Genomic DNA, 23,960 nt, shown 5'->3' with positions numbered 1-23,960 from the left:
GCCTCGAGCCAGCTCTCGACTGATCGTGGCAGCAGACCGGCCCACCAGAGCAGCGATCGCCCGCACGCCCGTGCCACCTAGGTGCAAGTCCGCGATCTGCAGTCGTTCCTCCAGGGACAAGTACCGCCCAGACTTCTCTGCCTCAGGACGAGGGATCCGCCCACCCGCTGCTTGACGCCAACGCCGTCCAGTTCGTCGATTCACCCCGACAGCATCGCACGCAGCAGTCAGCGTCGAGCCTTGAGTCATCAACACCCAAAACCGCGCCTGTTTCTTAACGAACTCATTCTTCAACCACACGTACAACACCTCACAAAAATCGAGTGTTGCGACGACCGGTTGAATCCGCCAACGGCTTACGGGCACCCGGCACTCCGGGACTCCGGGACTCGCGTCGTCTTACTTCGCTGGCGATGTGAGACAGATGGGTTGCGAGACCCCTGGCCGGCCGGAGAATATGCCTGGAGCATGTCGACGAACCTCACTCAGTTTGCTTCCCGGAGGTTGAGGTTGCGCGCAGGGGGGTGCTACGCGGCAGGGTGCACTTCAACTGGGGCAAGCGATGCCCTTGGCCCCATCACGTTCTCAAAGTTATTGAGTCTGCATCGGAGTGATAGTGAGATCGACTGAACCAAATGGGAACGGGTAGAAGAATGTGCCCGCGCCATTCCAATCGGTAATGGGAATCATCGCAAACCAAATCTGGCTAATCGCGACCGATGCGACAGCGAGGACCACGACCGTCAAAGCGCCGCGATTGAGGTAACGCAACGCGGCGGGAACATCGCTTGCCCGGCGGAGTACGAAGGTAAGCGCTCCGATCACGATCGCGAAGATCCCGATATAGATAAAGACACTCGGTTGGAGCGTTAGGTTAATGCAGCTCGGCGACAGCTCGGTAACGTTTCCGGCTGCATCGATAAATGTGCCATCAGCATTCACGCCACCTGGGCAGTAACCTTTGCTAGCCACAGTAAAGGCGCTGTACCCAAGCGCAGCGAACATGGCGAGCACAATTAGGCGCCGGATGCGCGCAACGACCGGACGCACCGGCAACGCGTCTGCCTCCTGCACACCTTCGGGCTGAAGCGACAACGACATTTGACCCCCCGATCAGCCAGCAGCGGCCTCGCTTGTAGCCTACCGACCGGCTCAGGGTACGGGCAAAGTCGCCCGCAGGGGGCATTCCCGCCATCGGAGTGCCTTCGGCATTGGGCAACCCGTTAGCCGAACCCCCTGCGGGGCATTGTCCGCAGGGATCCGTGAACGGGCGCATTCACGGTTCGACCCAGCGGCGCTCGTTGGTGTCGCCCTATGCTCAAGGCATGACTTCGGCACTGGACGGGGCCCTCAAATCGGCTCAAGCATTCGTCAGGAAGGTACACCCCGAGGCGGCAGCGTCCGCTTTAGCCGGCAGCATCGCGCGCGGCCGCGGGACCAGAACTTCTGATCTCGACATCGTGGTCTACTACGACGACCGTCCGGCGAGCTTCGCAGAAACGCTCAGACACGACGGCTGGCTGGTCGAATCGTTTGTCTACGGCCCCGAGGGCATCGATGAGTGGTTCGCCTTGGAGGCGAAGCAGCGCCGGCCCGTCGCCTTGGATATGTGGGCTGGCGGCATCCCACTGGTTGACAACGTCGCAACGTCGCTGCTGCAGGCCCGTGCGCTAGGGGTGATGGCCGCAGGCCCGGAGCCGATCGGCGCGACACAGCAAGCCGACCTGCGATACGGGCTCACGGCAGCCATCGATGATCTTCAGGGACGCCCGGATCCCGGAGAGGAGTTCGCCATCATCGCGGACGTCTACACGCGCGCTGGGGAGCTGCTGCTCTTCGCCAACCGCAGCTGGCTTGGGGGCGGCAAGTGGCTGGTGCGACGCCTCGGGAATCTTCAAGATCCGGCTGCGAAGCGCCTCGTTCAGTGGGCGGAGTCAGTTCCACGATCATCTGAGGAGCTCTGCCGCATCGCGCATGAGGTCCTCGAAAGCGTCGGCGGACCGTTGCAGGAAGGGCATACTCGGGGCTCCCGCGAGGTTGGGTAAGCGATCCTTCACCGGGCATCAAGGATGCCGGATGTCCCGCGTTCTCAGTGATCAAGCACTGAATCCGCGATCTGCTGCGCGGCTTGGTCCGCTGTGATGTGTGTGGTGTCGATGACCTCGGCTTCTTTGTGTAGCCAGGTATGAGCTGCCTCGGCGTATGGCTCCAAGTACGCGAAGCGGAACGTCGAGGGGCCGAGGTCTTTGTCGTTTTGTATGCGGTCGCGGAGCGTTGCTTGGTCGGCGTGGAGGACGAAATGGTGGATCGGTATGCCGTGCTCGGTAAGACCACCGCTGATCTCCCGCCAGTAGCTCTCGACCAAGACAGTCATCGGCATCAGGGAGGGCGTCGTCGCGCAGATAGACGTCTCCGGCTGGAACGCAGTCACCGGTTTGACGCGCAGCTATGTCATGGCGGACGTTGGGGACACGGTACGGCCTCCGGAGAGCTCATTCGACCGCCTTGAGTATGGAATCTTTGATTGCGAGGATCCAGCTGAATTGCTCGATGCCATGTCCGGGCTACGAGGTCGCGTTCTTCTGAGGCTCGCACCTGCCGATGCCACACCGTGATTGCTCGTGCGGAACTGATCCTCTATGACACATCAGGCCGGCAAGCTCGGTCAGGTTCCCCTAAAGCTCCACATTATCGGGTGGTTTTGTCGAAAAAATGATCGTTGGGAACTTGTCTTTGCGGCGATGAAGGTGCCCCTCGGCGGGGTCGCAGTCGAGGAAGGGGCCGGTGCTTTTGTCGAAGATCACTGCGGCGTGGCGGTCCCAGAGGTTGATCCACCAGGACGACATTGAACCCTTGCCGGTCCTATTCAGGGCGACGGCGTGGTGCTCGACGTTGCCAACGTCGACACCGACGAACACGTCGACGCTGTCATAGTTTTCGATCATGACTGCTCCCATCCACTTGTATTCGAGGCCTGGTCTACGGCGTCAAGTCTCGGCATCCACGTTACAAACGACCTCGGCTTTACGCCTAGTCGAGCCCTGTCAGCGATCACCCGACGCCAATCGAGTCCGGTGACAACACCCCCCCCGGATCATCAACGACTGGGGGCAACAATCATGCCGGACCCGACAGGCCAACTCCCTCAGATACTCACACCATCCGAAGTTACAAACAAGGTAGCGGGGGTTCTGAGATATTCAGAACGCACCCCCACGCATTATCGGTGAGGCTGGGCATCGCCCGAGGCGTTGACTACTTGGCCGGCGGCATCGGCATCGGGGTCGCGCTGCGGAGCCGCTCGTCTGTCCAGAACTCCTTCGTCGGCGGTTCATCAGTCGGCACCGTGATCTCTCGAGAGCCGGAACCGTCAGTCGGTGAAGGCGTCGAACTGGGCGCGCGCCCACCGCACGCGGTCAAGAACATGATGCCCAGAATCGCGAGGCATGCGATGATGCTTTTCGTCATGTCAGTCGCCAATCGCGTCCACGTAATTCCATCCGCACACTGCGTCTCCCTACATCAGGTTGAACATGGTAACAACGTCGCGTGTGTTCGGCGTGGAGCGCAGATTGGTCAGCGCGCAGTCCGTAGTCCCCGGCGTTGTCTGGCATCGCGATGTGATCGCCCATGTATAGCCCAGATTCACGTTGATACGATCCTTCAACCAGGGCCCACCGCTCGCCCCACCATTCATGCCGCAGGGGAAGCTTGCGTCCGAACTAAACGCGACCGCAGTGGTGTTACCGTCACAGTAGTAAGGAATCTCGCCGGTGAACGGAGGATCAGCCGGGTAGCCCCATACCCGCACATTGCTCTGAACCGGCCCGGCACCAGTGACAAGACCATTGCCGCCGACCGCGTCGACGATCTGGGTCCCGTTGTTCGGGTAAACGGCGATGAACGCCTGATCGTGGGTGAAATCCGAACTGTCCATCCAGGAGTTAAAGGTTCGGGCGTTACTCCAACTCCAATAGCCCTGAGCTGAGGGCCCATCGTAGTACGAAGGGGCGAATAGGAAGTTGGAGTACCATGCGCCACCGCCGCCTTGATGGACGCAGTGGCCAGCGGTGATCAACAAATTCTTATTGGCGTTGTTGATTGTGGAAGCCGTGCACGAGCTGGGACCGTTCGGAGTGTTGAAGAACAAGCGGCCCACCGTAGAGGCGACTGGATCGGCGAACGGCGTGATCTCGGATGACTGGAGCGGTGCGACGGGATCGGACAGAGTGACTCCCTCGTCCGAGGACTCGTCACTTTCGGCGGGAGGTTCGCTGCGCCGGTCGCTGCCTGTCGTGTCCGGCAACAGGTCGAGCGGTATGGCACTCTGAAGCTTCTCCTCGGTCCAGAAGCCGGCTGGGTCGAGACTGTCGCCTGCGGCGTTCCGGGCTGCGGCGAGCGGGGCGTTGATCGACGTACTCAGAGCATCATCGTCAGCTGCGCCCGCGCTTGCGTTCGCCGGAGCGATCGTGATCACCGTCAGAAGGACGGCACCAAGGGCACCGCCGATTCCCATGGAATACCGTGCACGGCGTTTCAGGGTGGTGTTGTGCGAAGAGGCAATGTGGCCGGAGCGTCCACGTTGTTTTTGCTGGAACATTCGGAATTGCCTTCCTGGGTATATCGGATACTCGAAAGAGCGGGCATGAATACCGAGAGAATTTATGCGTTATTCACACCGTGGCTCCCCCTCGGCAATGCCGCCGACCATGATCGGCCAGCGCTCTTGGGCCGCGAATTCCCGGTTTTCAACGACCGGGATCGTGCCCCACTGATGAGTATGCCCGTCAGAGTTGGCGCATAAACCGCCAGAGGCCGACGATCTGGGTAACTGTCAACCGCACCTCGGGTCCAGTTGATGAACTCTTCGGAGGAGGGGTAACGATCATTCCGGAGCGAAATATATGGAGAGGGAAACAGCGTCTGCGGGTCGTCTCAGGAGCGGTAGTTCGCGAGTCCCTCTGCGGCGCAGAAAGGTTGCGTCCCCCTGAGTGCAATTCATTGTCACCGTGCGGGTCAGCTGGGTCACATCCAGTATCTCTGTGTTGTTTCCCGCTCCTGAGTGTTGCTGCGTTAACGTAGCGAGCCAGCGAGCTGATTGCGTCCGAGGCGTCCGCTGGCTGCAGCCTGCGCGATCCACAGCATCAGAACGCCACTGCCAACCGTGACCACGAATAACACCACTCTGACAATCGCCTCTTCGCCCATAGCCTCACACTATGATCTACGTCTTCCACCCGCCAGAGGGAGGTGCGCCCGTAAGGCGGACGCTGAGCGGGCACGTCCGCACGGATACAGGGTTCTGCGGGTCACGAGCCCGAGGGTGTCGCGTTTGCCCCGCCCTTTAAACAGTCGCGCTCAGGTGCGTCAACTGGGACAGCGCAGTTGGTCCATTTACGCCCTTCGCAAGAGCCAAGGCTTGGCGATATCAACGAGATTCAGCGCGAGAGTTGAACGCTGCCTCGGCATCGCGGCGACGCACGACATCGTCGACGACGAACAGCACGAAGTCCTCATCGCGATCGCCGATGACCACGTCTTCGACGGCGTCGGACTGCGGCTCGCCGGGCCACGGAGTCTGCCGAGTAGGCCGATCCCGCTCCAGCCGCGTCCCTGAGATCGCGACCCAGTCGCGGAGGCGCTGGCGGGCATCCGCGAAGTCACGGTGCCAGCCGAGTGGGGCGGAGCCGTGTTGGTCGGGGTCGTAGACGCCGAGCCAGTGCAGGTGCAGCGCGGAGAGTTCCCAGACGAGTTCGGGGTGTCGATGCCAGAACGGCGGTACGACGGATGTTGGCAGCCCGTAGGTGCGCCGCAGCCAGTTCACCCACCGGTTGAGTTCGATCCATTTGGCCTCGGCGTCGTCGGCGCTGAGCAGGTTCCAATTGATCGGATGCGGCGGCTCCGCAGTGAGCGGCCCGTCAAGATCATCCAACGAGCTTGCTCCGAACGCGTCGTCGTGTTCACCGGATGCCCACTCGATCAAGGACTTTGCCATCGCTGCTTCACCACCCCGAGCTGGCGTGAGCAGCTTCCGTCTCGCTGACGATTGCCTCCCGCGTTGCGGCAGCGTCTTGTTCGCTGCCCGGAGCCGGGCGATTGGTTCTAGTGACCTGATAGTTGGTGCCCGCGAGATCGTGGCCGATCTTCTTGGCGACGAACTCTTCGCGTTGAATGAATTCGCCGTCGCGCTCGACCTGGAAGGTTCGCACATACCCTGCAGCGACAAAGCTGTCGCCTCTCGCGAATCGGGTGAGCGCCCGTTCGGCGGTGGCTCGGTAGGCGACAAGGTCGTGGAACGTCGGCTTGAGCGCGGTGAAGCTGCCGTTGTATTCGTGGCGGAAGTGCGGCTGGCCGACGCGCACGTAGAAGCGGGTGTCGCCGTTCTCGGTTATGGATTGCTGCGGCTCTGATGCGATAAAGCCGGACAGTGAATGCTGGGTGTGAAGTGCCATGGGACTGTGCCTCCTGTGATTGGGGCAGACCGTCGTGGTCCGCGCTCACTAGGAGATGCGCCGCACGTACCTTTCTGTCGCGTTGTCTCGGCAATGAAGCCGAGCTCCGCTGAGGACGATCAGACCGCCGTCACCGGTAGCTGCACTGATAATTCCTGCGGCCCGGCCGCTCGACGGGCGATGACCGCATGGGTGTGTTCGCGGTTGAAGACTCCGAGGAGTGCGAGCACACAGCCGAGCTCCGCCAGACCGACCGCGGAATAGACGATCTGGAGGATGGGCAGTGCGATCCATTCGCCGCTCACATCCGGCACATAAAAGAGCAGCTGTTCCGCGATGATCCAGATCACCATGGCAAAGCCTGCGATCGCGGCCCAGAGGGGCGCCGAAGCGCGGCGAAGTAACAGGAGCACAAAAGCGACGGATTGAGTTCCGCCGACCACGACAAGAAGAATGGTCGCGGGCCATCAGTAGCTGTCGAAGGGGCTGCCCTCGAGGAATTCGAGCGGCCAGCCCGGGGCGCCGCCCGGCCCGAGCGCGATAAATCCAGCGATCGCCGAAACGATGCAGAACCCGGAGAGGATCAGGAGTAACACACGCCATACAGATGTCACAGGTGTGGACCTGTCGGCTCGGTCAACCTGTGTGACGTTGGGAGCAGGCTGTAGAACGGTCATCGAGATCCTCTGTGGTTGTGTCGCGGGCGGGGTAGCCAGCTCAGGACGAGGTGCATGTCGACGCTACGGGCGATGGGTTGCAACAGGTAGGGCCGAAGGTCCCCGTGTTCTTGGTGCGACCGGGCGGTATCCGCCCAGTCGTTGCGTCTGTGCTCTTCTGGACTGACGATTTTTCGAATAGCTAAGACAGTCTGATTCAGGCAGTGGCGAGCATCCGCTTGAACACTCGCAGATCGAAAAGACGCGCGTCACTTCGCGTCGCTGAGACCACCATCGGCAGGATCGGTACCTCGGCGCTGCGCACGGCATCGGCCAGCGCGAGGTCGATGGCCGTGTGCTCGAGCGGGCTGAGGGGACGATCGAGCACGGTTTCGGCGAGGGCGCCGATCAGGTCGCGGCGCCGGGCGGCCAGCTGGGCCGACCACTCTTCGTCTGAAGCGGATGCTGCCCGGTGGCCCTCGTCGAGCGGGTTGAGCCGGTTCGTCTTGGAGGTGCGCAGTGGACTACGTGGCGGGGGACTCCGGTGGCACAATTGGGCTACGAGGCGTCGTACCCGTCTGAAGATTTGGATCTCGACGGTCCCGTGCAGAGGAAGAAACCCATGGCGACAATCGAGATTCTCCACGTCGCAGACTGCCCGAACTCGGGAGAAACCCTTCATCGCCTGCAACGCGCGGTCAGCAACACCATGCCGTCGAACACGCCCATCAAGTCCATACTGATCGATTCCGCTGAGACGGCCGCGAGTCTTCTCTTCGCCGGATCGCCGACGATCCTCGTCGACGGAGTCGATCTCTTCTCCACGGAGGGCCGCACCAGCGATCTCGCCTGCCGGATCTATCTCACCCCGAACGGCGTGGCCGGAGCTCCGACCCAGCAACAGATCGAAGTAGCACTCAAGAGTACGGTCGTCTCAAGGCGCCCATAAACGTGAAACCCACAGCCATATCTGACAGAACTGACGCTAGACTCTGATGTAAGTAACGGAGGCGACTGTGAGCACTAAAGACAGGATCGTGCGTGCAGCCCGAGCAAAGAAAGTCCAAACCTCGGATGCGGTGAACGTTGTGAAGGCTAAGAACAAAAGTCAGGCGACGACATTCACGCATGCCCATGCCGGTGGCCGAAAGATGCGCGGCACCAAGGTCGTGCGTGTTATTCAGATTGATAATGTTCGTGGCGTGAAAGCCCGGCAGGTTAGAGCACCTTTAGCCGCTAACGCGCAGACGCCAGCACTGGGTGATCCAAAATCACTCGACTCGGTCGCCGCTCAGCTCCTCGCCTTGATACCGGGCCTCAGTCGCCAGCAAGCACAGCACTTGATTCGGGACCTGGTGAATACCCGGCTTAGCGTCCAAGCGTTAGGCCCGGCTCTAACGAAGCTGGACACGGCGGCAACACCGTCCACCGCCCGTGCCCTCCAGGCGACAGAGAATGTGTGGCGAGAGGTCGAAGAGAGGTACAAACTCCTCACCAGTACCGAGGTCGCTGCCCTCCTCGGCGCCAAGAACGCTAACAGGGCCTACGCCTCCAACCTCCGTGCCAAGGGGCAACTCTTGGGAGTTCAACGTCGAAACTCCTACGTCTACCCTGGGTTCCAATTCAACGCTCGAACTCACCGGATCAAACCGGCAATTCCTCTCCTCTTGGCGCTGGCGGAGGAACTCACATGGAACGTGGAAGATCTGACCATTTGGCTGAGTTCCCCGTCGGGCTACTACGGCGGCGGACGACCAGCCGACAACTTAGATGCGACCGAGGAGATTCTGACTAGAGCGCGGGATGAAGCGACTGTTCAGTGGTAGCACCACCGACACCCTTTACTGCAGCAACCATATTTCTACCTGGCGGATCGCCGCTGTACCGGGTGCACAGCAACACCCGCGCAGCCAACGAATTCAACCCCGGACTCGGTGCTCCTACACGCTTCGCGTTTTTTGGTGACCCAATAGTCCCTATCCTTTACGCGGCAGCGACCGAGGACGCTGCCATCTGCGAAACGCTCCTCCACAGCGTCCCATTTTCAGGCGGGGTTCTCCGCCCACGCAGTTACCAGTCGAGCGTCGCCTCAAAGCTAATCCTTACCCGGCGGCTTCGACTCGCAGCCTTCCTCGGAACCAGCTTCCGACGGCTTGGTGTGCCCGCTAGCGAAGTGACGGAGACCGAAGCAGATCGGTATCCGGAAACCGTGAAGTGGGCGGAGGCTGCGCACATCGCCGGGTTCGATGGGGTGGTCTATATGAGTCGGCGCTGCAACAGCGACCGGGTGTACACCCTTTTCGGTGACCGAGTAAATCAATCCGACTTAAATATTCAATCAGACTACGGGCGTGCCTTCGCCTTCGCCGAAGATCGCGATTGGCTCACCGACTACTGCGCGCCATTGCAAGTAGAAGTCCTAATCCTCTAAGGGCGAGTGCACTCCTCACACCCTTCGACACAACGGCAGCACCGCAGCAGTGAACGCCTGCGCCTGCTGCCCCACGAGTCGGTCTCGCACGAGGCCTGAATCGCGGCCTGTTCGATCGACGCGACGGCGGCATCGAGCTCATCAACAGTGCCCGCGGTCACGCACACCAGTCCTGTCGTGCGCAGCACGCCGTGCCCGGCCGTGAGGTCGGCCTCCTGGTGCAGGAGGTCGTCGTATTCGGCGGTGGCGGAGGCATCCTCTATCTGGTCGATGCGGGTTCGTTGGAGGGCGTCGCTGATCAGCTCGGTCTTCTTCGTGCGCAGGTCGCGCGCGGCCTGGTCGGCGCGCACGGGCAGGTAGTGCAGCGACACGGTGCCCAGGATGCCGTTGCTGAAGACCAGCGGCGACAGAAAACCGGTGAACACCTGCGACCTGGGCCACTCACTGATCCACAACACCGCATGAAACGCGCTATCGGTGCGCAGGTGATCCCAGCCCTCGGCAACCGCGACCGGCCCGGCCGTGGCCAGCGACCGCCCAACCAACGGATGCCGCACCAGATCGACGCCGACGGCGGGGTCGTATGCCGTTCGCAGAATCACCGCGAGCTCGTCGGCGGTCGGCCAGTCACCGACCGTGAGGTCCGCCGCGCGTAGCGCCCCGGTCAGGGCGGTCATTTCCTGGCGCAGCACAGTCGCTGCGCCGCGCATACCGCCGCCCTGCGTGCGCACCTGTCGGGAGGCCGCGCTCAGGTCGAGGGACACCGCTGTCGTCGTCGCATGGTGCTCCTTAGTGGGCCCGGCGCGCTCGATGAGATCGCGATAGGTGGTGGCGGCCCAACTACCGTCGTTGATGCCATGCCGCTCCCACCACTCGGCCAGCCCGGTACCAGAATCGGGCAGCGTGCGCTCCGACACCTGCAGACGCGCGATCCGGCCCGACCGGCAGGCCCCGGCCAAGACACGGTCCCACCCGACCACGCGTCGATGCTGTTCGTCCGGGTCGAGCAGCGCGAACGCCGGGTGCGACACCGCGACGATCGCGGTGAGGGTTTGCGCGTGCGGGTCGTGGATCATCACCGCGCCCGACTCGGGATCGTCCCACTCGCGCAGGGCGGCCGCATCGCCCGGCCGCGACAGGGTTCCCACCGGGCGCGAATCCCTGTTTGCCAACGAACTCACGCGATCGCTCGGCGTGCAGCGGGAGAGGCGCGGGCGGGGGCGTTAACGCCATCCGGCCTGGGCTCTGGCCGGCGTGCCGGAGGCGCTCGTTGCGGAATTCTCGACCCGGTCTCGGCACATCGATGTCGAGACGGATCGGTTGATCGAGGAGTACGTGACCAGTCACAGGCGGCGGCCGAGGCCGGTGACGATCATGAGGCTGCGCGCGCAGGCCACGCTCGCCACGCGGCCGGCGAAGCAGGTGCACTCGCTGGCAGATCTCACGGCGGCGTGGCGAGAACGAGCTACACGCGTGCTCCGGCACGGTCTGTTGACCGTCGCCCAGTCGCCTCCGGTGTTGCTCCGCGCGGAGGACCTGCCGCGTGAGGCTGTGGACGCGCTCAATGCGAGCCTCGAAACCCTCACCCTATTGAACAGTCCGGCCCAGAGGTCTCGCAACAACACTGGCTCGTACGAGCCATTTGAGCGAGCGTACGCAGGAAGAGGTCGAGACCGACGACATCGTTCCTCGCAAGAGCCACGCAGGACCGATGCGCTGTTCACGGAATGGCAGGTCCCCGGAGACGGCGTGGACGTTCTACTTGACCAGCGCGTCGACTGGGCAGTCGATATCAGTCCCACCTTGCCGTATTGAGCGCCATCGCTTGATACGAGGCAGCACCTGAAAGGCTGCCGCAGGTTTGAGCTCACTTGGACCTTGACCGCCCGCGTTCACCACTCCTTGCTGCGCTTGGGCGGACCAAACATCGTGTTCGATTCGATTCGCACTCTCCGGTCTCAAGTGGGGCGTGCCCGGCTCGGGCGGGTTAGTGACCCGAGCGAGTGTTGAGCCGATGCACCTTAGTCAACGCAGTAGAAGTCTTGAAATAGGGCCGTACTGACCGTGAGATATGTTTTGTCGGGTTCTGCTGGGTCGTAATTCTCCCAGATCTCAATCAAGTCGAGCGTGTCGTTATAGAGCTCCTGCCCGTCACCTCGGGCATCCGCCTCCCCAGCGAGCCCGTACAACGCATCGATTACATCCTCGGAATCTTTTGCGAAGACCAGATCGATTGCCGGCTCGCACAACGGGCTTTCGCGCGTCATTGCTACCTTCGCGGCGAATTGCGATTTGAACTTAGTCCAGCGAGGAGCCTGAACGGCGTCATCAACTGCCGCGTTCGCCGCGCTCCGAAAGGCGGCCGCATCGTCGACTCCGGTGTGGAGCAGGACCGCGGCCGCGCCCCGCGCCCCAGCGTCCGCGCCCCTGTGAATCAGGTTCGCCGCTGCTCGAGCAGCATCATCCGCGCCGGTGGATACGATCCTGCTGCCTACACATCCCGAGAGTAAGAGTGCAAGCACCACGGAAATCGTGACCGTTCCGACAGCGAATCGCTTCCGCATGCGAACTTCTCCTTGCTGAGCCCGACGAAGTGGGTCGGGGTTCTGCCAATGCCGTTAGTATTGACCGTCACTTAGATGGCGTCAAGCCCTTCGTAAACTCAACGATTTGAGCGGCGGCACCAGCACATGGTGACAGTACGCCTCCTGTTGAACGCCGACCACTTTTTCGGACAAACTCATTGACGTGCACCTCTTCCTGCACGAGTGGTAGAAGACCGCGTCCCTCAAACTGCGCCAAGGCAACCCCGACGTGATTGACCGGTATGCCGGACACGATCGCCTGCGCGATGGCAGCACCGAGGCGATGGCGGATGCTGCCTACGAGGCGTGGCGTGCGGACATCCGCTCGGGCAAGTTGACCGTGCTGATCAGCGACTCGAACGAGGCGGTCGCGGCGCTGAACGTGCGCGCTCGCACCGAACTGATTCTGGAGGGTCGCGTCAACGCGCTGTACGAGGTCGCCCTGCACGACGGAACCCGCGCCGCCGTCGGTGACATGGTCATCACCCGTCGGAACGATCGGCGACTGTTTGCGTCGCGCGGCTGGGTGCGGAACGGCGACCGGTGGAACGTGATCGGCGTGCATCGGAACGGTTCGGTCGAGGTGCAGCGGCAGGGTCGGCGGTGGGGGAGCGCGGTGCTGCTGCCCGCGTCGTACCTCGCTCAGCACGTCGACCTGGGCTACGCGGTCACCTCGCACCGGGCGCAGGGCCTCACGACCGATACCGCGCACGTCGTCGTGGCGCCGAGCATGCCGCGCGAGAACCTGTACGTTGCGATGACGCGGGGACGGGAAGCGAACACCGCCTACGTCGCCGTCGACCGCCCCGACATTGCCCACGTCGGGCCGCGGCCGGGTGACGTGGCGGACGCGACGGCGCGCAGCATCCTCTGTGGCATTTTGCAGCACGTCGGCGCCGAGCTGTCCGCCCACGAAACTCTGGCGGCCGAGCAGGATGCGTGGGGCTCAGTGGCGCAACTCGCGGCGGAGTACGAGACCCTCGCGGCGGCTGCGCAGCACGACCGGTGGGCCGCGCTGGTGCGTGCGAGTGGTCTGTCGCCGGGCCAGGCCTTGGACGTGATCAATTCCGATGCCTTCGGGCCGCTGACTGCAGAGCTAAGGCGGGCGGAGGCCCACTATGTCGACGTGGCGAGCCTGCTGCCACGCGTGGTCGCGGCGCGCGGGTTCGAGGATGCGCAAGACATCGCTGCGGTACTGCGGTCAAGGGTCGCGGCGGTCGAGTCGCGGGATACCGGAGCCGGTCGCACGCGCCGTGCGCCGCGTCTCGTCGCAGGGCTGATCCCGCGCGCGATCGGGCCGATGGACGCTGCCATGCACCAGGCGCTGGCCGAGCGCGCCGACCTGATCGAGTCGCGAGCGGCCGCTGTGCTCGACCAGGCGTTGCTCGCGGGGGAGCCGTGGACTCGGGCGCTCGGCCCCGCGCCCCGCGGGGCGGCCGCAGTCGCGTGGCACCAAAACGGATGCGCCGTCGCGGCCTACCGAGACCGCTACGGCATCACCGGTGTTCGGCCGCTTGGGGCAGTTCCGGATTCGACGGCCCAGAAGCTCGATGCCGACCGCGCTCATGCCGACCGCGCTCATGCCGACCGCGCTCATGCCGACCGCGCTCATGCCGCCCGCGCTCATGCCGCCCGCGCTCATGCCGCGCTTGCGGCAGCGCAGCGGCTCGCAAAAGGAGATGACACCTTCGATGCACTGTTACCGGCTATCGCCGCGGGACTCCCATCCGCGGGCATCCGTCTCTGAAATGCTTTGAGGACATTCTAGCCAGGTCGGCCGAAAGCCCGCTCGGAAATCGCTGGACGAGCTCGCGGAAGCGTGCCGCTGGTCTGCGAGCCGTCGTTAGTAGCCAAACGGTTCAGGACTTAGGTCAAACTCCTGGATCGGGTTCGCTCCGGCCAGCCCCGCCCCCGCCCTTCATCCAGTGCAAACCGAAGGTACCGGCAGCCGGATAGAAGTGCCTATTTGTTCGAATAGCAGTTGCCCTATCGTGGCGACAGCTTGCGCAGGGCACTGGCCTTGTGGGCGGCTTCCGCATCCGTCTTCTCGGACTTCACGATATATTTAGGGTCATCTTTCGAGGCGTGAAACGTTGTGCCCGCGAAGTCAAAGTCGCTCGTCTTCTTGTCGACGACTTCCCCCTGAGTTCGCCCCTGAGACGTCGCCCAACTCACTCGGTCACCTGTGCTGAAAACTTTCATGCTCGCAGCCTACGGACGGCTGTGTCCAGGTACTAGTGGGAAGTCAACTATCAGCTCGCCGCCAGTTCGGCCGATGCGCGCAATTCGAATGTTCGTAGGGCCAAGAGTGCTTCTTGTGACCGAGCCCTTTCGTAAAAGTTCGGATCACCCCACTAAGCCAACACACGCCCTTGTCGAGGTGAAGCTTCACCACGATGATTGAGTTATGGCAGCTAAAGCGAACGATGTTGATGCGATCTGGGACGACTGGAAAAACGCGGTCACGATGACCGCCAGTGAGATCTCGTCGTGGCTCGACACAGACGAATCCAAAGAGGTCGGACAGAAAGACGATGGTAGCGGGGAATCCACCGGCCATCGGTCCGGACGCAGGATCGTCACGATTCTTGGAACAAATAGAGGAGATCTGACCGCGTCCGATATCGAACACATGCATAAGGTGGTCGGCTACGTCAAGCGACATTCGGCACAGAAACCGGATTCCGATGTCGAGCACTCGCGCTGGCGCTACTCGTTGATGAACTGGGGAAATGATCCGCTGAAGAAGGTTTAGCTTTGCGCTGCCGCGGGCGAACACACCGGTACAGGCAGCCGAATGCGCGACTAAGTTCCGGATGGCGCCCCACGTTGCACGAAAAGTTCCGCCGCAACACGCGCCGCCAACAGGCCTGCTTCATTGAGGCGCGATCACAGTCGGGCTTTGGGCGCGTTCGAAGCAGTGAGCGTCGGGGTCTATGACTTTGCACTGCTGATGACGCTCGGGATGGGCAAGCCACTCTCACCCCGCTCAGCGCGCTGTTTTTTTGACCAGGTGCTTCAGGAGCGTGGGATACCGGCCGACGTTCTCAGCGTGGTGCAGACTACGAGCGCTGGCGCTGTGACCGGGCCGCTGATCACGGACGCCCGGCTTCGCTAACTGTCGTTCACCGGATCGACCCCGGCGGGCATCAACCTGTCGAAAAGTGCGGCGGATCAGGTACTGCGGGTGTCTATGGAGACGGCAGGTACTGCGTTGTTGCTTGGCTCATTCGGGCAGACGAGCCCGCCACACACAGACAGGTGGCGGCTCGTCTAAGCACTCCTGTGCGCACGATGAGCGAGCTCGCAGGGCGGCTGCCGGAGGCAGGCCGGAGCGCGCGGACTCCTAAATGCTGCGGTGGTCCCGGACAGCGAGTTCGAGGTTCTCCAGACCGGGCGCGAGGGCGGCATCCACTGCCATCGGGTCAGTGCGGTTGAGGTCTTGCATGGCACGGCGGCCTTCCGGCGCGGTGTTGATTTCATGTTCGCCGGCCTGCAGGGCCGTAATCAGATCGGTGATGACGTCGGCCAGACTGCGGCGTCCCCAGCCGAGTTCGGCGCCGGCATTCTGCGACCTCATCATGTCAGTGTCGGTCGCGCCGGGGTACACGGTCGCGACGTGCACACCCGTTCCGGTCAATTCCCGGCGAAGCGACTCGCCGAATTGGGCCAAGCCTGACTTTGTTGCAGCATAGATCGAATAGAACGGCATTCCAACAAGTGCTATCCCGCTGGAGACGTTTAGGAGGATACTTCCGCGTTGCTGACCGCTTTCGCGAAGTGCAGGGAGCAGTGCTTTTGTCAACAGGATCGGGGCCGTGAGGTTCAGATCAATCATCGAGTGAACATCCGCATCGCTGGTGAGCTCGAGCCGACCCGCGCGCACATTGCCGGCATTATTGACGAGGAGGTCAACGGTTTTCCAGGAAGCGACGGTGTGTGCGATGCGCTCGACGGCACCAGGCTTGGTCAGGTCTTCCACCAGGATCTCGGTCGTTCCGCCTGCGGCGGCGACGAGTCGACCGGTTTCAGTGAGCGTGGCCAGTTGGCGGCCGACAAGCAGCAGGTGGCCACCGCGTCGACCAAATTCGAGGGCGATTGCGCGACCGATGCCTTGACCCGCCCCCGTGATGATTCCGCGTCGATCTGTGAGATCGAGATTGTTGATGTCCATGTTTGATCTTCTTTCAGTTGAGGCCGGCGTCGGTTTCTCCAGCGGGCACTGACGCTCGCCGATCCTGACGCGTCTTAAGGAGAACCATGATCGACAGGAGGAATTCCCGGCTGGGCATCCGCTGAGTGCCACCGCGGGTCTGGACAGTGGCTTTCATTTCGTCCTTTGTATTGGCGAAACGGCCGCCACGGCGGTCAGTATCCGTTCTGCGCAACATTGTGCGGGTGTGGGAGTGTCGCCGTTGCCGATTATTGCCTGCGAGGACCGCAGGGCGGTGCGCGAGCATCCGCTTTTGGAACGCATTTTCGGTGCTTTCGTCTGTGGTTGATCTGATTTGGAATTTTCTCAGGTCACCGATATTGCGCGCCATCGCTCGTGGCGAGGACAATATTTGAGAGGCCGCGCCATGTTCGAATTCATCCTGGCCGCCACGGCCCGCAGCTGCTGCTTCTTGCGCCGGCTTATGCCGACCAACATCGTGACCGACGCCATCAATACTCGGCGCGGTCTCAAGTGGGGCGTGCCCGCTCGGGGCGGTGCCGTCGGGGTCGAGCCGCCCCTGCCATTCCAGGGCCTGCGCGCGCAGCAGGTCGGGTGCGAAGCGGATGCCCGCCCCCGGCAGCCCGGCAGCCCGGCAGTCTCCGGCGTGATCGCTCCGGTCGCGGAGGCGACGAGGGCACGTTCGACGTGGTCGAGGTCGCTCTGCAGCACCGTGCCGTGCAGCGCGGTGAGGGTCGTCGCGATGATCTCCGCCGATTCGAGGCCGAGCTCGCCGCTGCCGAGCGCATCGGCGATCACCGGGTACCGGGCGGCTACCGGCAGCCCCATCGGGGTGCGTTCCACCGTGCTCTCACCCAGCTTCAGGTGCCGTTTGGCTTCACGGCCACTGATGCCGGCGAGCTGGGCGATGAACTCGACCCGGGTGCGGCATCCGTTACAAAAGGCCAGCGACCCGTTCCCGAGGTCGGTCTCGGCCCGAACCCCGATGTCGGTGGTGGAACGTAGTCTGGCCCCATCGAGCTTACGACGGAGACCCTCGAGTGCCGCCAGCACCGCGATGGCCTCCGCATCGTCGAAGTACCCAAAGGTCACCGTCAAACGCCGCCGCCAGAAGGGCGCCGGCCTGAGCGACCGCCTCAACCCGGGAACCCTCCGGCACGGGACCGGCTGCGGCGGGCGGGGCGGTGAGGGGCATGGCGGCGGTGCTTCCTTCACCCATAATTCTACCGCACACCACCCCTAAGCGCGAGGGAATCTCATGATCACAATGACACGAATTCAGATGTTTCTTCTGACTGCCAGAGTCGGTGACGGGTTGCTTCAACAGTTGGACAACAACCAGGCAGCACGACTTCTCGAGGGTTGGTAGATTCAACTATGCGAGAACTCCAGGCGCGAATCATCGCGGAACTCAACGTCTCACCCACCATCGAACCGGCCGCGGAGGTGCGCCGCCGGGTGAAATTCCTCAAGGACTACCTCAAGCGCACCGGCGCCCAAGGCCTGGTCCTGGGCATCAGCGGAGGCCAGGACTCGACCCTCGCCGGCCGGTTGTGTGCGATGGCGGTCGACGAACTCGTTGACGAGGGGCACCCGGCCACCTTCGTGGCCGTGCGCCTGCCCTACGCCGTGCAGCGCGACGAAGCGGATGCCCAACTCGCGTTGGAATTCATCCGCCCGCCCTCGCAAGCCACCTTCAACATCGAACTGGCCGTGGACGGGTTCGAGAGCGAATTTCTGGCGAGCCTCGATGTGGCTATGACCGACTTCACCAAGGGCAACGTCAAAGCCCGCTCGCGCATGATCGCCCAGTATGCTTTGGCCGGCCAGCTCGGTCTGCTCGTGGTCGGCACCGACCATGCCGCCGAAGCGGTGACCGGATTCTTCACCAAGTACGGCGACGGCGGCACAGACATTCTGCCGCTGACCGGCTTGACCAAGCGCCAGGGCCGAGCCCTGCTGATGGAGCTGGGCGCGCCCGAGCAGCTCTACCTGAAAGATCCCACCGCCGACCTGCTCGACCACACACCCGGCCAGACCGACGAGGCCAACCTCGGGCTGCAGTACGAGCACATCGACGATTTTCTCGAGGGACAGCCGGTCGAAGACGAAGTGGCCGACGCCATCGAAGCGCGCTACCTCAACACCGAGCACAAGCGGCGGGTGCCGGCCTCCCTCTTCGACGAGTGGTGGAAGTAGCGACGAGTGGCGAAAGCAGCTCCCCACCGGGCATAAAAAACGAGCCGGTCAGCGCAGAAGCGCCGACCGGCTCGATGCCGATGTTATCGACGCTCAGAGCGTCGGTGCCGCCGAGGATCGGGTCAGCGGGTCGGTGCTGCGCACCTCGAGTTTGTTCACGTCGTCGAGCAGTCGTTGCGTTTCCGTTGAGGCATCGGACGATACCGGTGAAGCGGATGCCACCCCACGGTTCACCGCCGCGGGGGTGATCGGTGCAGCCCGCACCGGTACCGGAGCGGAATCGCTCGCCGTGTACTGGTCGTGATGCTGCTGGGCCACCCAGGCGTCCTGCTCGGCCAGCAGGCTCTTCTCGGTCGAGGAGTTCTGAGCCTTCCACCGGTCCAGGTCGCCCTGAAAGATCTTGCGCGCGCGGGCCGGCTTGTTCTGCCATTCGACCAAGCGGTCACGAAACTCCACCAGGGCCGGCTCCAGTTGGTAGCCGAAGGTGGCGGAGGTGCGCTTGAGTTCATACAGTTCGTGGTTGGCCCAGTTCGCAGCGATTCCCGATCCGCGGATCGGCAACAACCGCACCTGGATGTCAGCCTGGCCGACGGCGCGATCGCTCATGACCTGTTCCTGCGGTGTCAACGAATTCCAGACGGATGCCTCGGTCGCAGCGTCGACCAGGGCAGCGATCGCTGCCACCTTGATCTCGCGGTCTCGCTGGGTGAGGATGCGTCTGACGGCTCCGCGCGAGATCAACGCGGCCAGCACGCTGGCAATGACGATCGCGCCGACGAACACGACCGCGGTGAAAACCAGCGGTCGGGTGCTTTCAGCGGCAAACCAGGCTACGAAGCTATTCCACCATTCCATGTGGTGGATTTTATCCGCGCCGCACCCCGTTCTCGGGGACCAGACGCGGCGTGCCCCCACCCAAATGCATCAAATAGGTGACGGCTAGCGAAAACAGTCGACCGCGTCGTCGAAGCGCCAGAACACACCAACCTCACGGGTGCGGGTCGCGAAGACCACTCGGCGAGCGCTGTAGCGATCGCCGTCGCCCCCCGGGTGACATTCGATGTAGCCGATGACAGCGCCGTCGGGGTCGACAATGCGCCAGAGCCCGTCGCGAACGAGGATAAAGGAGCGGCCACGGACCACGGGAACTCCTGCGCGAGCGGTACGCGGTGCACTGAGAGTGGACATTCGAGCTCCTTCGTTGGGAATCACTGGTCACCTGGCCGGCCGCGGGTCTTTCACTCAGCGTATGGGGGACCACCGACATCCGCTTTGGGCGAACAGGCGGCGGGAACACCGGTTCCAACTGGGTGCAGAGCGACCGACGAGTTAGGCTGATCGGGTGCAAACTTTTGTGGTCGCGGGTGGATGTTTCTGGTGTCTCGATGCTGTCTATCGGGTCTTACGCGGAGTGAGTGACGTGGTGTCCGGGTATACCGGCGGCACCACCGCCACTCCGAGCTACGAAGCGGTCTGCACCGGGCGCACCGGCCATGCCGAAGCCGTCGCCGTGACCTTCGACCCCGAGGTCATTCCGGCCAGCGTCATTCTTGACGTGTTCTTCACGCTGCACGATCCGACTCAGCTCAACCGCCAGGGCAATGACGTGGGTACCCAGTACCGGTCGGCCATGTTCTACACCGACGATGAGCAGAAGCAACTGTTCGAAACGGCTCGTGATCGGGCGAGCGAATGGTGGGGCTCCGGCATCACGACCACGATCGAACCGCTCGGCGACTATCACGAGGCCGAGGACTACCACCAGGACTTCTTCAACAAGAACCCCGGTCAGGGCTACTGCATGGCGGTCGCGGTGCCGAAGGTCAACAAGATTCGCAAGTCGTACTCCGAATACCTCGTCGGCTAGTTCCTCCTCCCCAGCCGCTAGCGGGGAGGATTCTCCACCGATTCCCCGCCGCCCGCACCAAGAGATTACTGCGGGCGGCACACTCGCAGTGTGCGACCTGGGAACGACGAAGACTGGCACGAGTTGTCGTTCCCGGGTCGTGTGCGCCGGCAGAAAGCTTGGCGCCGTGCGCTTGCGTTTTCACGCAATCACTGTGCCGGGAGAAACCATGAGCGACCAAATCACAATATCCGGAGTCATCGGCTCCGTCCCCCGTGTGATCTTCGGCAAGAACGGCACCCCGATCACCACCTTTCGGCTGGCCTCCCGCCAGAGTCACCGTGACAAGGCCACAGATGAATGGATCGTTGACGAGAGCTGCTGGTACTCCGTCACGACGTTTCGCCAGCTGGCCGCGAATGCGGGCAAGTCGCTGAGCAAAGGCGAGCACGTCGTCGTCACCGGGCGGTTGGTCGTTCGCAAATGGAGCAACGCCGAAAAATCCGGGACTTCCGTTGAGATCATTGCTGACTCCGTCGGACACGACCTCGCCTGGTACACCACGACACCGGTGCGCAGCGGGCCACCAGCGCGTGCTGGTGCGTACCAGAGCGTTGCCGAGCAGAACGGTGCCGAGCAGAGCGGTACCGATCAGGCTGGTGCAGATCTGACCGAGCCGGAACCGGTTGAATCCGCGGACTCCTTCGCAGCGTACGAGGCCGAACCCGGTCGCATCGACCGTTCTGGAGACGGCTTTGTTCCAATCGACAGCGACGCTGACCAGGATGCGTATGCGCGTTTAGACTCGTAGCATCGTCCACATGTGTGGACTGGGGGAGGCAGTTCGTGAGCGTGGCAGAACCGGCGGAGCAGAAGATGACGATGGGTTCCGGGCGGCGGCGCACCCGACAGTTGCGGCGTACCCGGGGATTGGGGGGCGTGGGAGTGGTGGGCGCAGTTCTGCTCCTCGCGGTCGGCCTGACGGCCTGCACCGTCAGCCCGGCCGAGCCCGGCACCACCGCGCCGGCGTCGTCTGGCTCCGCCGAGCCGGAGCCGGAGCCTTCGGCGACGTCCGATTCCAGCCCGAGGCTGCTGCCCACCGGAACCGCCGCCGAGAACCTCGTTTACTTCAACTTTGTGGCGGCAGGGGTCATCAAAGCCAATCCGGCCGCCGGGGGACGCGACTACATCGACGCGCTCGCGGCCGGCGGGTTCGACCGGGCCGCCATGGAAGTGACCTTCGACCGCACTCAGGCCGATCTCGCCGCCGACGCGGTGCAGTTCTCGGTGCGGTTCGCCGGCGAATGTCTGATCGGCCAGATCGGCCCGGCCAGCAATGGCTTCCACAGCGTGGTCGCGCCCATTCTGTCGACCGGTTTGTGTCTGGTCGGGGCCACCCGGCAAATAGACTGGTAAACACTATGGCCGAATTCATTTACTCAATGGTCCGCGCTCGCAAGGCGATCGGCGAAAAGCTGATCCTTGACGACGTCACCATGTCCTTCTTTCCCGGTGCCAAGATCGGTGTCGTCGGCCCCAACGGTGCCGGAAAGTCCACCATCCTCAAGATCATGGCTGGTCTGGACACGCCCAGCAACGGCGAGGCGAGACTCTCCCCGGGTTACACGGTCGGCATCCTCATGCAGGAGCCGCAGCTCGACGAGAGCAAGACCGTGCTCGAGAACGTGCAGGAGGGCGTCGGACCGATCAAGGCCAAGGTCGACCGGTTCAACGAGATCAGCCTCGCCCTGGGTGAACCCGACGCCGATTTCGACACCCTGCTCGCCGAAATGGGCGTGCTGCAGGAAGCCATCGATGCAGCGGATGCCTGGGACCTCGACTCCCAGCTCGAACAGGCCATGGACGCCCTGCGCACCCCGCCGGGCGACTCCGAGGTGTCCAACCTCTCCGGTGGTGAGAAACGCCGCGTTGCGCTGACCAAGTTGCTGCTGCAGAAGCCCGACCTGCTGTTGCTCGACGAACCCACCAACCACCTCGACGCCGAAAGCGTGCTGTGGCTCGAGCAGCACCTCGCCAAGTACCCGGGCGCCGTGCTCGCCGTCACCCACGACCGGTACTTCCTCGACCACGTCGCCGAGTGGATCGCCGAGATTGACCGCGGACACCTGTACCCGTACGAGGGCAACTACTCGACCTACCTGGAGAAGAAGCAGGAACGTTTGCTCGTGCAGGGCAAGAAGGACGCCAAGCTGTCGCGTCGTCTCGCCGACGAGCTCGAGTGGGTTCGCTCCAACGCCAAGGGCCGCCAGGTGAAGTCGAAGGCTCGACTGGCTCGCTACGAAGAGATGGTCACCGCGGCCGAGAGCACCCGCAAACTCGACTTCGAAGAAATCGTGATTCCGGTCGGGCCGCGCCTCGGCGCCCAGGTCATCGACGCGACCAAGCTGGAGAAGGGCTTCGACGGGCGCATGCTCATCGACAACCTCAGCTTCACCCTGCCGCGCAACGGCATCGTCGGTATCATCGGCCCGAACGGCGTGGGAAAGACCACCCTGTTCAAGACCATCGTCGGCAAGGAACCGCTCGACGGCGGTGAGCTGCGGATCGGTGAAACGGTTGACATCTCCTACGTCGACCAGGACCGGGGCGGCATCGACCCCAACAAGACGCTGTGGGAGGTCGTCTCCGACGGTCAGGACTACATCCAGGTCGGCAAGACCGAGATTCCGTCGCGCGCCTACGTGTCGACCTTCGGTTTCAAAGGCCCCGACCAGCAGAAGAAGGCCGGTGTGCTCTCCGGTGGTGAGCGCAACCGTCTGAACCTGGCCCTCACCCTGAAACAGGGCGGCAACCTGCTGCTGCTCGATGAGCCCACCAACGACCTCGACGTTGAAACCCTGGGGTCGCTTGAGAACGCGCTGCTTGAGTTTCCGGGTTGCGCCGTGGTGATCACCCACGATCGGTGGTTCCTCGACCGGGTGGCCACGCACATCCTCTCGTATGAGGGCACCGACGACAACCCGGCCAACTGGTACTGGTTCGAGGGTAACTTCGAGTCGTACGAGCAGAACAAAATCGAACGTCTCGGCCCGGATGCGGCCAAGCCGCACCGTTCCGCCTACCGCAAGCTCACCCGCGACTAGAGAGCCGAACCGGTGAAGCTGCACGTACCGATCCGCCTGCGTTGGTCCGACCTCGACGCCTACGGACACGTCAACAATGCCGAGATGCTGCGCCTGCTCGAGGAGGCGCGCATCCTGGCCTTCTGGGTGACCGAAGACGACGGGGCGATCGGCGCGAGCACGGCCGTGCTCGACGGACGCCCGGGAGCGGCGACCCTGACGCTCATCGCGCGGCAGGAGATCGAATATCTCGCGCCGGTGCCCTACCTGCGGCAGCCGCTGGACGTGCGACTGTGGCTCGGCAAACTCGGCGGGGCCAGCCTCGATGTCTGCTATGAGGTGTACAGCCCGGAGGGCGTGGTTCCCGAGCTGTTGTATGCCCGAGCGAACACGACCATTGTGCTCGTCGATGCAGCGAGCGAGCGACCGCGGCGCATCAACGACACCGAACGCGCGGCCTGGACGCCCTATCTTGACGCACCGATCGCGTTCGCCCGCCGCTGATCAAGCGACTGATCAGTCCCTGATTAGTCC

The 23,960-nt window shown here is 63.1% G+C and carries 30 protein-coding genes and 2 pseudogenes; 14 read left to right on the top strand and 18 right to left on the bottom strand.

What is annotated here, in order from left to right; translation table 11 throughout:
• A partial coding sequence (locus BMW72_RS19715) for a helix-turn-helix domain-containing protein (protein WP_425266249.1) occupies nucleotides 1-300 on the bottom strand: 300 nt, incomplete at its 3' end.
• 291 nt (nucleotides 301-591) lie between these two features.
• Complete coding sequence (locus BMW72_RS12235) at nucleotides 592-1,101, bottom strand: hypothetical protein (RefSeq protein WP_092110918.1); 510 nt, start codon at nucleotides 1,099-1,101, stop codon at nucleotides 592-594.
• A gap of 224 nt (nucleotides 1,102-1,325) precedes the next feature.
• On the opposite strand from BMW72_RS12235, the gene BMW72_RS12230 reads away from it, so the two are divergent.
• Entirely contained in the window at nucleotides 1,326-2,045 is a 720-nt protein-coding gene (locus BMW72_RS12230) for a nucleotidyltransferase domain-containing protein (protein ID WP_092110916.1), read from the top strand.
• Between the two features lie 44 nt (nucleotides 2,046-2,089).
• Here BMW72_RS12230 and BMW72_RS12225 read toward each other — a convergent pair whose 3' ends face one another.
• On the bottom strand, nucleotides 2,090-2,431 hold the full coding sequence (locus BMW72_RS12225; protein ID WP_241983747.1) for a hypothetical protein: 342 nt from the start codon (nucleotides 2,429-2,431) through the stop codon (nucleotides 2,090-2,092).
• 4 nt (nucleotides 2,432-2,435) lie between these two features.
• Here BMW72_RS12225 and BMW72_RS19710 point away from each other — a divergent pair, with 4 nt between their 5' ends.
• On the top strand, nucleotides 2,436-2,615 hold the full coding sequence (locus tag BMW72_RS19710) for a hypothetical protein (RefSeq protein ID WP_370448707.1): 180 nt from the start codon (nucleotides 2,436-2,438) through the stop codon (nucleotides 2,613-2,615).
• A gap of 60 nt (nucleotides 2,616-2,675) precedes the next feature.
• Here the strand turns inward: BMW72_RS19710 and BMW72_RS19705 are convergent, their stop codons facing one another.
• The 7 genes and pseudogenes from BMW72_RS19705 to BMW72_RS12190 all read right to left on the bottom strand — a co-directional run.
• On the bottom strand, nucleotides 2,676-2,957 hold the full coding sequence (locus BMW72_RS19705) for a DUF4913 domain-containing protein (protein ID WP_370448706.1): 282 nt from the start codon (nucleotides 2,955-2,957) through the stop codon (nucleotides 2,676-2,678).
• 560 nt (nucleotides 2,958-3,517) lie between these two features.
• Nucleotides 3,518-4,600 carry a trypsin-like serine peptidase gene (locus BMW72_RS12210; RefSeq protein WP_134450278.1) on the bottom strand — a complete coding sequence of 361 codons (1,083 nt, stop codon included), beginning with the start codon at nucleotides 4,598-4,600 and terminating at the stop codon, nucleotides 3,518-3,520.
• 828 nt (nucleotides 4,601-5,428) lie between these two features.
• Nucleotides 5,429-5,995 carry a hypothetical protein gene (locus BMW72_RS12205; protein WP_092110908.1) on the bottom strand — a complete coding sequence of 189 codons (567 nt, stop codon included), beginning with the start codon at nucleotides 5,993-5,995 and terminating at the stop codon, nucleotides 5,429-5,431.
• A 7-nt stretch (nucleotides 5,996-6,002) separates the two neighbouring features.
• On the bottom strand, nucleotides 6,003-6,452 hold the full coding sequence (locus BMW72_RS12200; protein WP_092110906.1) for a single-stranded DNA-binding protein: 450 nt from the start codon (nucleotides 6,450-6,452) through the stop codon (nucleotides 6,003-6,005).
• 119 nt (nucleotides 6,453-6,571) lie between these two features.
• Nucleotides 6,572-6,895 (bottom strand): hypothetical protein, encoded by a 324-nt coding sequence (locus BMW72_RS12195; protein ID WP_134450279.1) that lies wholly within the window; start codon nucleotides 6,893-6,895, stop codon nucleotides 6,572-6,574.
• A gap of 24 nt (nucleotides 6,896-6,919) precedes the next feature.
• The gene (locus BMW72_RS18775; RefSeq protein WP_166787629.1) at nucleotides 6,920-7,066 is read right to left on the bottom strand and encodes a hypothetical protein; all 147 of its coding nucleotides are present in this window, start codon (nucleotides 7,064-7,066) and stop codon (nucleotides 6,920-6,922) included.
• A 328-nt stretch (nucleotides 7,067-7,394) separates the two neighbouring features.
• Nucleotides 7,395-7,610, bottom strand: a pseudogene (locus BMW72_RS12190) (ATP-binding protein); the annotation flags it as partial.
• 120 nt (nucleotides 7,611-7,730) lie between these two features.
• On the opposite strand from BMW72_RS12190, the gene BMW72_RS12185 reads away from it, so the two are divergent.
• The 3 genes from BMW72_RS12185 (at nucleotide 7,731) to BMW72_RS12175 (ending at nucleotide 9,539) form a co-directional block, all read left to right on the top strand.
• Nucleotides 7,731-8,057, top strand: a complete 327-nt coding sequence (locus tag BMW72_RS12185) for a hypothetical protein (RefSeq protein ID WP_092110902.1) — start codon at nucleotides 7,731-7,733, stop codon at nucleotides 8,055-8,057.
• A gap of 67 nt (nucleotides 8,058-8,124) precedes the next feature.
• Complete coding sequence (locus BMW72_RS12180; RefSeq protein WP_134360369.1) at nucleotides 8,125-8,934, top strand: hypothetical protein; 810 nt, start codon at nucleotides 8,125-8,127, stop codon at nucleotides 8,932-8,934.
• Nucleotides 8,928-9,539 (top strand): RES family NAD+ phosphorylase, encoded by a 612-nt coding sequence (locus BMW72_RS12175; protein WP_092110898.1) that lies wholly within the window; start codon nucleotides 8,928-8,930, stop codon nucleotides 9,537-9,539. Before BMW72_RS12180 ends, BMW72_RS12175 begins: the two co-directional genes overlap by 7 nt.
• A gap of 15 nt (nucleotides 9,540-9,554) precedes the next feature.
• On the opposite strand, the pseudogene BMW72_RS12170 reads toward BMW72_RS12175, so the two are convergent.
• Nucleotides 9,555-10,693: pseudogene (locus BMW72_RS12170) on the bottom strand (SCO6880 family protein); the annotation flags it as partial.
• 100 nt (nucleotides 10,694-10,793) lie between these two features.
• Between BMW72_RS12170 and BMW72_RS19585 the strand changes: the two are divergent.
• Entirely contained in the window at nucleotides 10,794-11,354 is a 561-nt protein-coding gene (locus BMW72_RS19585; protein ID WP_338419415.1) for a relaxase domain-containing protein, read from the top strand.
• A 206-nt stretch (nucleotides 11,355-11,560) separates the two neighbouring features.
• Here the strand turns inward: BMW72_RS19585 and BMW72_RS12160 are convergent, their stop codons facing one another.
• Nucleotides 11,561-12,103: a hypothetical protein gene (locus tag BMW72_RS12160; protein ID WP_092110896.1), complete on the bottom strand. Its 543-nt coding sequence runs from the start codon at nucleotides 12,101-12,103 to the stop codon at nucleotides 11,561-11,563.
• A gap of 250 nt (nucleotides 12,104-12,353) precedes the next feature.
• Here BMW72_RS12160 and BMW72_RS18770 point away from each other — a divergent pair, with 250 nt between their 5' ends.
• Nucleotides 12,354-13,871 carry a TrwC relaxase gene (locus tag BMW72_RS18770; protein ID WP_092110894.1) on the top strand — a complete coding sequence of 506 codons (1,518 nt, stop codon included), beginning with the start codon at nucleotides 12,354-12,356 and terminating at the stop codon, nucleotides 13,869-13,871.
• A 239-nt stretch (nucleotides 13,872-14,110) separates the two neighbouring features.
• Here the strand turns inward: BMW72_RS18770 and BMW72_RS12150 are convergent, their stop codons facing one another.
• Nucleotides 14,111-14,326: a hypervirulence associated TUDOR domain-containing protein gene (locus BMW72_RS12150; RefSeq protein ID WP_092110892.1), complete on the bottom strand. Its 216-nt coding sequence runs from the start codon at nucleotides 14,324-14,326 to the stop codon at nucleotides 14,111-14,113.
• A 205-nt stretch (nucleotides 14,327-14,531) separates the two neighbouring features.
• Here BMW72_RS12150 and BMW72_RS12145 point away from each other — a divergent pair, with 205 nt between their 5' ends.
• The gene (locus BMW72_RS12145) at nucleotides 14,532-14,879 is read left to right on the top strand and encodes a DUF3140 domain-containing protein (RefSeq protein WP_092110890.1); all 348 of its coding nucleotides are present in this window, start codon (nucleotides 14,532-14,534) and stop codon (nucleotides 14,877-14,879) included.
• A gap of 591 nt (nucleotides 14,880-15,470) precedes the next feature.
• Here the strand turns inward: BMW72_RS12145 and BMW72_RS12135 are convergent.
• The 3 genes from BMW72_RS12135 to BMW72_RS18765 form a co-directional block, all read right to left on the bottom strand.
• Nucleotides 15,471-16,298, bottom strand: coding sequence for an SDR family NAD(P)-dependent oxidoreductase (locus BMW72_RS12135; protein ID WP_092110886.1), 828 nt, complete (start codon nucleotides 16,296-16,298; stop codon nucleotides 15,471-15,473).
• A gap of 13 nt (nucleotides 16,299-16,311) precedes the next feature.
• Nucleotides 16,312-16,455 carry a hypothetical protein gene (locus tag BMW72_RS19290; RefSeq protein ID WP_244151243.1) on the bottom strand — a complete coding sequence of 48 codons (144 nt, stop codon included), beginning with the start codon at nucleotides 16,453-16,455 and terminating at the stop codon, nucleotides 16,312-16,314.
• Between the two features lie 188 nt (nucleotides 16,456-16,643).
• On the bottom strand, nucleotides 16,644-17,390 hold the full coding sequence (locus BMW72_RS18765) for a DUF222 domain-containing protein (protein WP_166787630.1): 747 nt from the start codon (nucleotides 17,388-17,390) through the stop codon (nucleotides 16,644-16,646).
• Between the two features lie 285 nt (nucleotides 17,391-17,675).
• Here BMW72_RS18765 and nadE point away from each other — a divergent pair, with 285 nt between their 5' ends.
• A complete protein-coding gene (nadE, locus tag BMW72_RS12125; RefSeq protein WP_092110882.1) occupies nucleotides 17,676-18,497 on the top strand; it encodes an ammonia-dependent NAD(+) synthetase in 822 nt (273 codons plus the stop codon).
• Between the two features lie 93 nt (nucleotides 18,498-18,590).
• On the opposite strand, the gene BMW72_RS12120 is transcribed toward nadE, so the two are convergent.
• Nucleotides 18,591-19,352 (bottom strand): hypothetical protein, encoded by a 762-nt coding sequence (locus tag BMW72_RS12120; RefSeq protein ID WP_174721695.1) that lies wholly within the window; start codon nucleotides 19,350-19,352, stop codon nucleotides 18,591-18,593.
• Between the two features lie 84 nt (nucleotides 19,353-19,436).
• Nucleotides 19,437-19,685 (bottom strand): hypothetical protein, encoded by a 249-nt coding sequence (locus BMW72_RS12115; protein WP_134360365.1) that lies wholly within the window; start codon nucleotides 19,683-19,685, stop codon nucleotides 19,437-19,439.
• Between the two features lie 154 nt (nucleotides 19,686-19,839).
• Between BMW72_RS12115 and msrA the strand changes: the two genes are divergently transcribed.
• The 5 genes from msrA to BMW72_RS12090 all read left to right on the top strand — a co-directional run bounded on the left by msrA (nucleotide 19,840) and on the right by BMW72_RS12090 (nucleotide 23,930).
• The gene (gene msrA, locus BMW72_RS12110) at nucleotides 19,840-20,364 is read left to right on the top strand and encodes a peptide-methionine (S)-S-oxide reductase MsrA (protein WP_092110878.1); all 525 of its coding nucleotides are present in this window, start codon (nucleotides 19,840-19,842) and stop codon (nucleotides 20,362-20,364) included.
• 208 nt (nucleotides 20,365-20,572) lie between these two features.
• Complete coding sequence (locus tag BMW72_RS12105) at nucleotides 20,573-21,154, top strand: single-stranded DNA-binding protein (RefSeq protein ID WP_092110876.1); 582 nt, start codon at nucleotides 20,573-20,575, stop codon at nucleotides 21,152-21,154.
• A 35-nt stretch (nucleotides 21,155-21,189) separates the two neighbouring features.
• Entirely contained in the window at nucleotides 21,190-21,759 is a 570-nt protein-coding gene (locus BMW72_RS12100) for a DUF6993 domain-containing protein (protein WP_134450282.1), read from the top strand.
• Nucleotides 21,760-21,764: 5 nt separating this feature from the next.
• Nucleotides 21,765-23,447 (top strand): energy-dependent translational throttle protein EttA, encoded by a 1,683-nt coding sequence (gene ettA, locus BMW72_RS12095; protein WP_092110872.1) that lies wholly within the window; start codon nucleotides 21,765-21,767, stop codon nucleotides 23,445-23,447.
• Nucleotides 23,448-23,459: 12 nt separating this feature from the next.
• Nucleotides 23,460-23,930, top strand: coding sequence for an acyl-CoA thioesterase (locus tag BMW72_RS12090; protein WP_092110870.1), 471 nt, complete (start codon nucleotides 23,460-23,462; stop codon nucleotides 23,928-23,930).
• Nucleotides 23,931-23,960 lie beyond the last annotated feature (30 nt).

The organism is Cryobacterium luteum (assembly GCF_900110125.1).
Classification (GTDB): Bacteria; Actinomycetota; Actinomycetes; order Actinomycetales; family Microbacteriaceae; genus Cryobacterium; species Cryobacterium luteum.
Note: the sequence above shows the minus strand (reverse complement) of the source record. Positions and strands in the feature narration are given on the sequence as shown.

Coding starts and splice junctions, on each gene's coding strand:
- BMW72_RS12160 (WP_092110896.1), bottom strand. CDS start 12,103: ATGCGGAAGCGATTCGCTGTCGGAACGGTCACGATTTCCGTGGTGCTT.
- BMW72_RS12235 (WP_092110918.1), bottom strand. CDS start 1,101: ATGTCGTTGTCGCTTCAGCCCGAAGGTGTGCAGGAGGCAGACGCGTTG.
- BMW72_RS12135 (WP_092110886.1), bottom strand. CDS start 16,298: ATGGACATCAACAATCTCGATCTCACAGATCGACGCGGAATCATCACG.
- BMW72_RS19290 (WP_244151243.1), bottom strand. CDS start 16,455: ATGAAAGCCACTGTCCAGACCCGCGGTGGCACTCAGCGGATGCCCAGC.
- ettA (WP_092110872.1), top strand. CDS start 21,765: ATGGCCGAATTCATTTACTCAATGGTCCGCGCTCGCAAGGCGATCGGC.
- BMW72_RS12145 (WP_092110890.1), top strand. CDS start 14,532: ATGGCAGCTAAAGCGAACGATGTTGATGCGATCTGGGACGACTGGAAA.
- BMW72_RS12185 (WP_092110902.1), top strand. CDS start 7,731: ATGGCGACAATCGAGATTCTCCACGTCGCAGACTGCCCGAACTCGGGA.
- BMW72_RS12115 (WP_134360365.1), bottom strand. CDS start 19,685: ATGTCCACTCTCAGTGCACCGCGTACCGCTCGCGCAGGAGTTCCCGTG.
- BMW72_RS12210 (WP_134450278.1), bottom strand. CDS start 4,600: ATGTTCCAGCAAAAACAACGTGGACGCTCCGGCCACATTGCCTCTTCG.
- BMW72_RS19705 (WP_370448706.1), bottom strand. CDS start 2,957: ATGGGAGCAGTCATGATCGAAAACTATGACAGCGTCGACGTGTTCGTC.
- BMW72_RS12205 (WP_092110908.1), bottom strand. CDS start 5,995: ATGGCAAAGTCCTTGATCGAGTGGGCATCCGGTGAACACGACGACGCG.
- nadE (WP_092110882.1), top strand. CDS start 17,676: ATGCGAGAACTCCAGGCGCGAATCATCGCGGAACTCAACGTCTCACCC.
- BMW72_RS12120 (WP_174721695.1), bottom strand. CDS start 19,352: ATGGAATGGTGGAATAGCTTCGTAGCCTGGTTTGCCGCTGAAAGCACC.
- BMW72_RS12105 (WP_092110876.1), top strand. CDS start 20,573: ATGAGCGACCAAATCACAATATCCGGAGTCATCGGCTCCGTCCCCCGT.
- BMW72_RS12200 (WP_092110906.1), bottom strand. CDS start 6,452: ATGGCACTTCACACCCAGCATTCACTGTCCGGCTTTATCGCATCAGAG.
- BMW72_RS12150 (WP_092110892.1), bottom strand. CDS start 14,326: ATGAAAGTTTTCAGCACAGGTGACCGAGTGAGTTGGGCGACGTCTCAG.
- BMW72_RS12230 (WP_092110916.1), top strand. CDS start 1,326: ATGACTTCGGCACTGGACGGGGCCCTCAAATCGGCTCAAGCATTCGTC.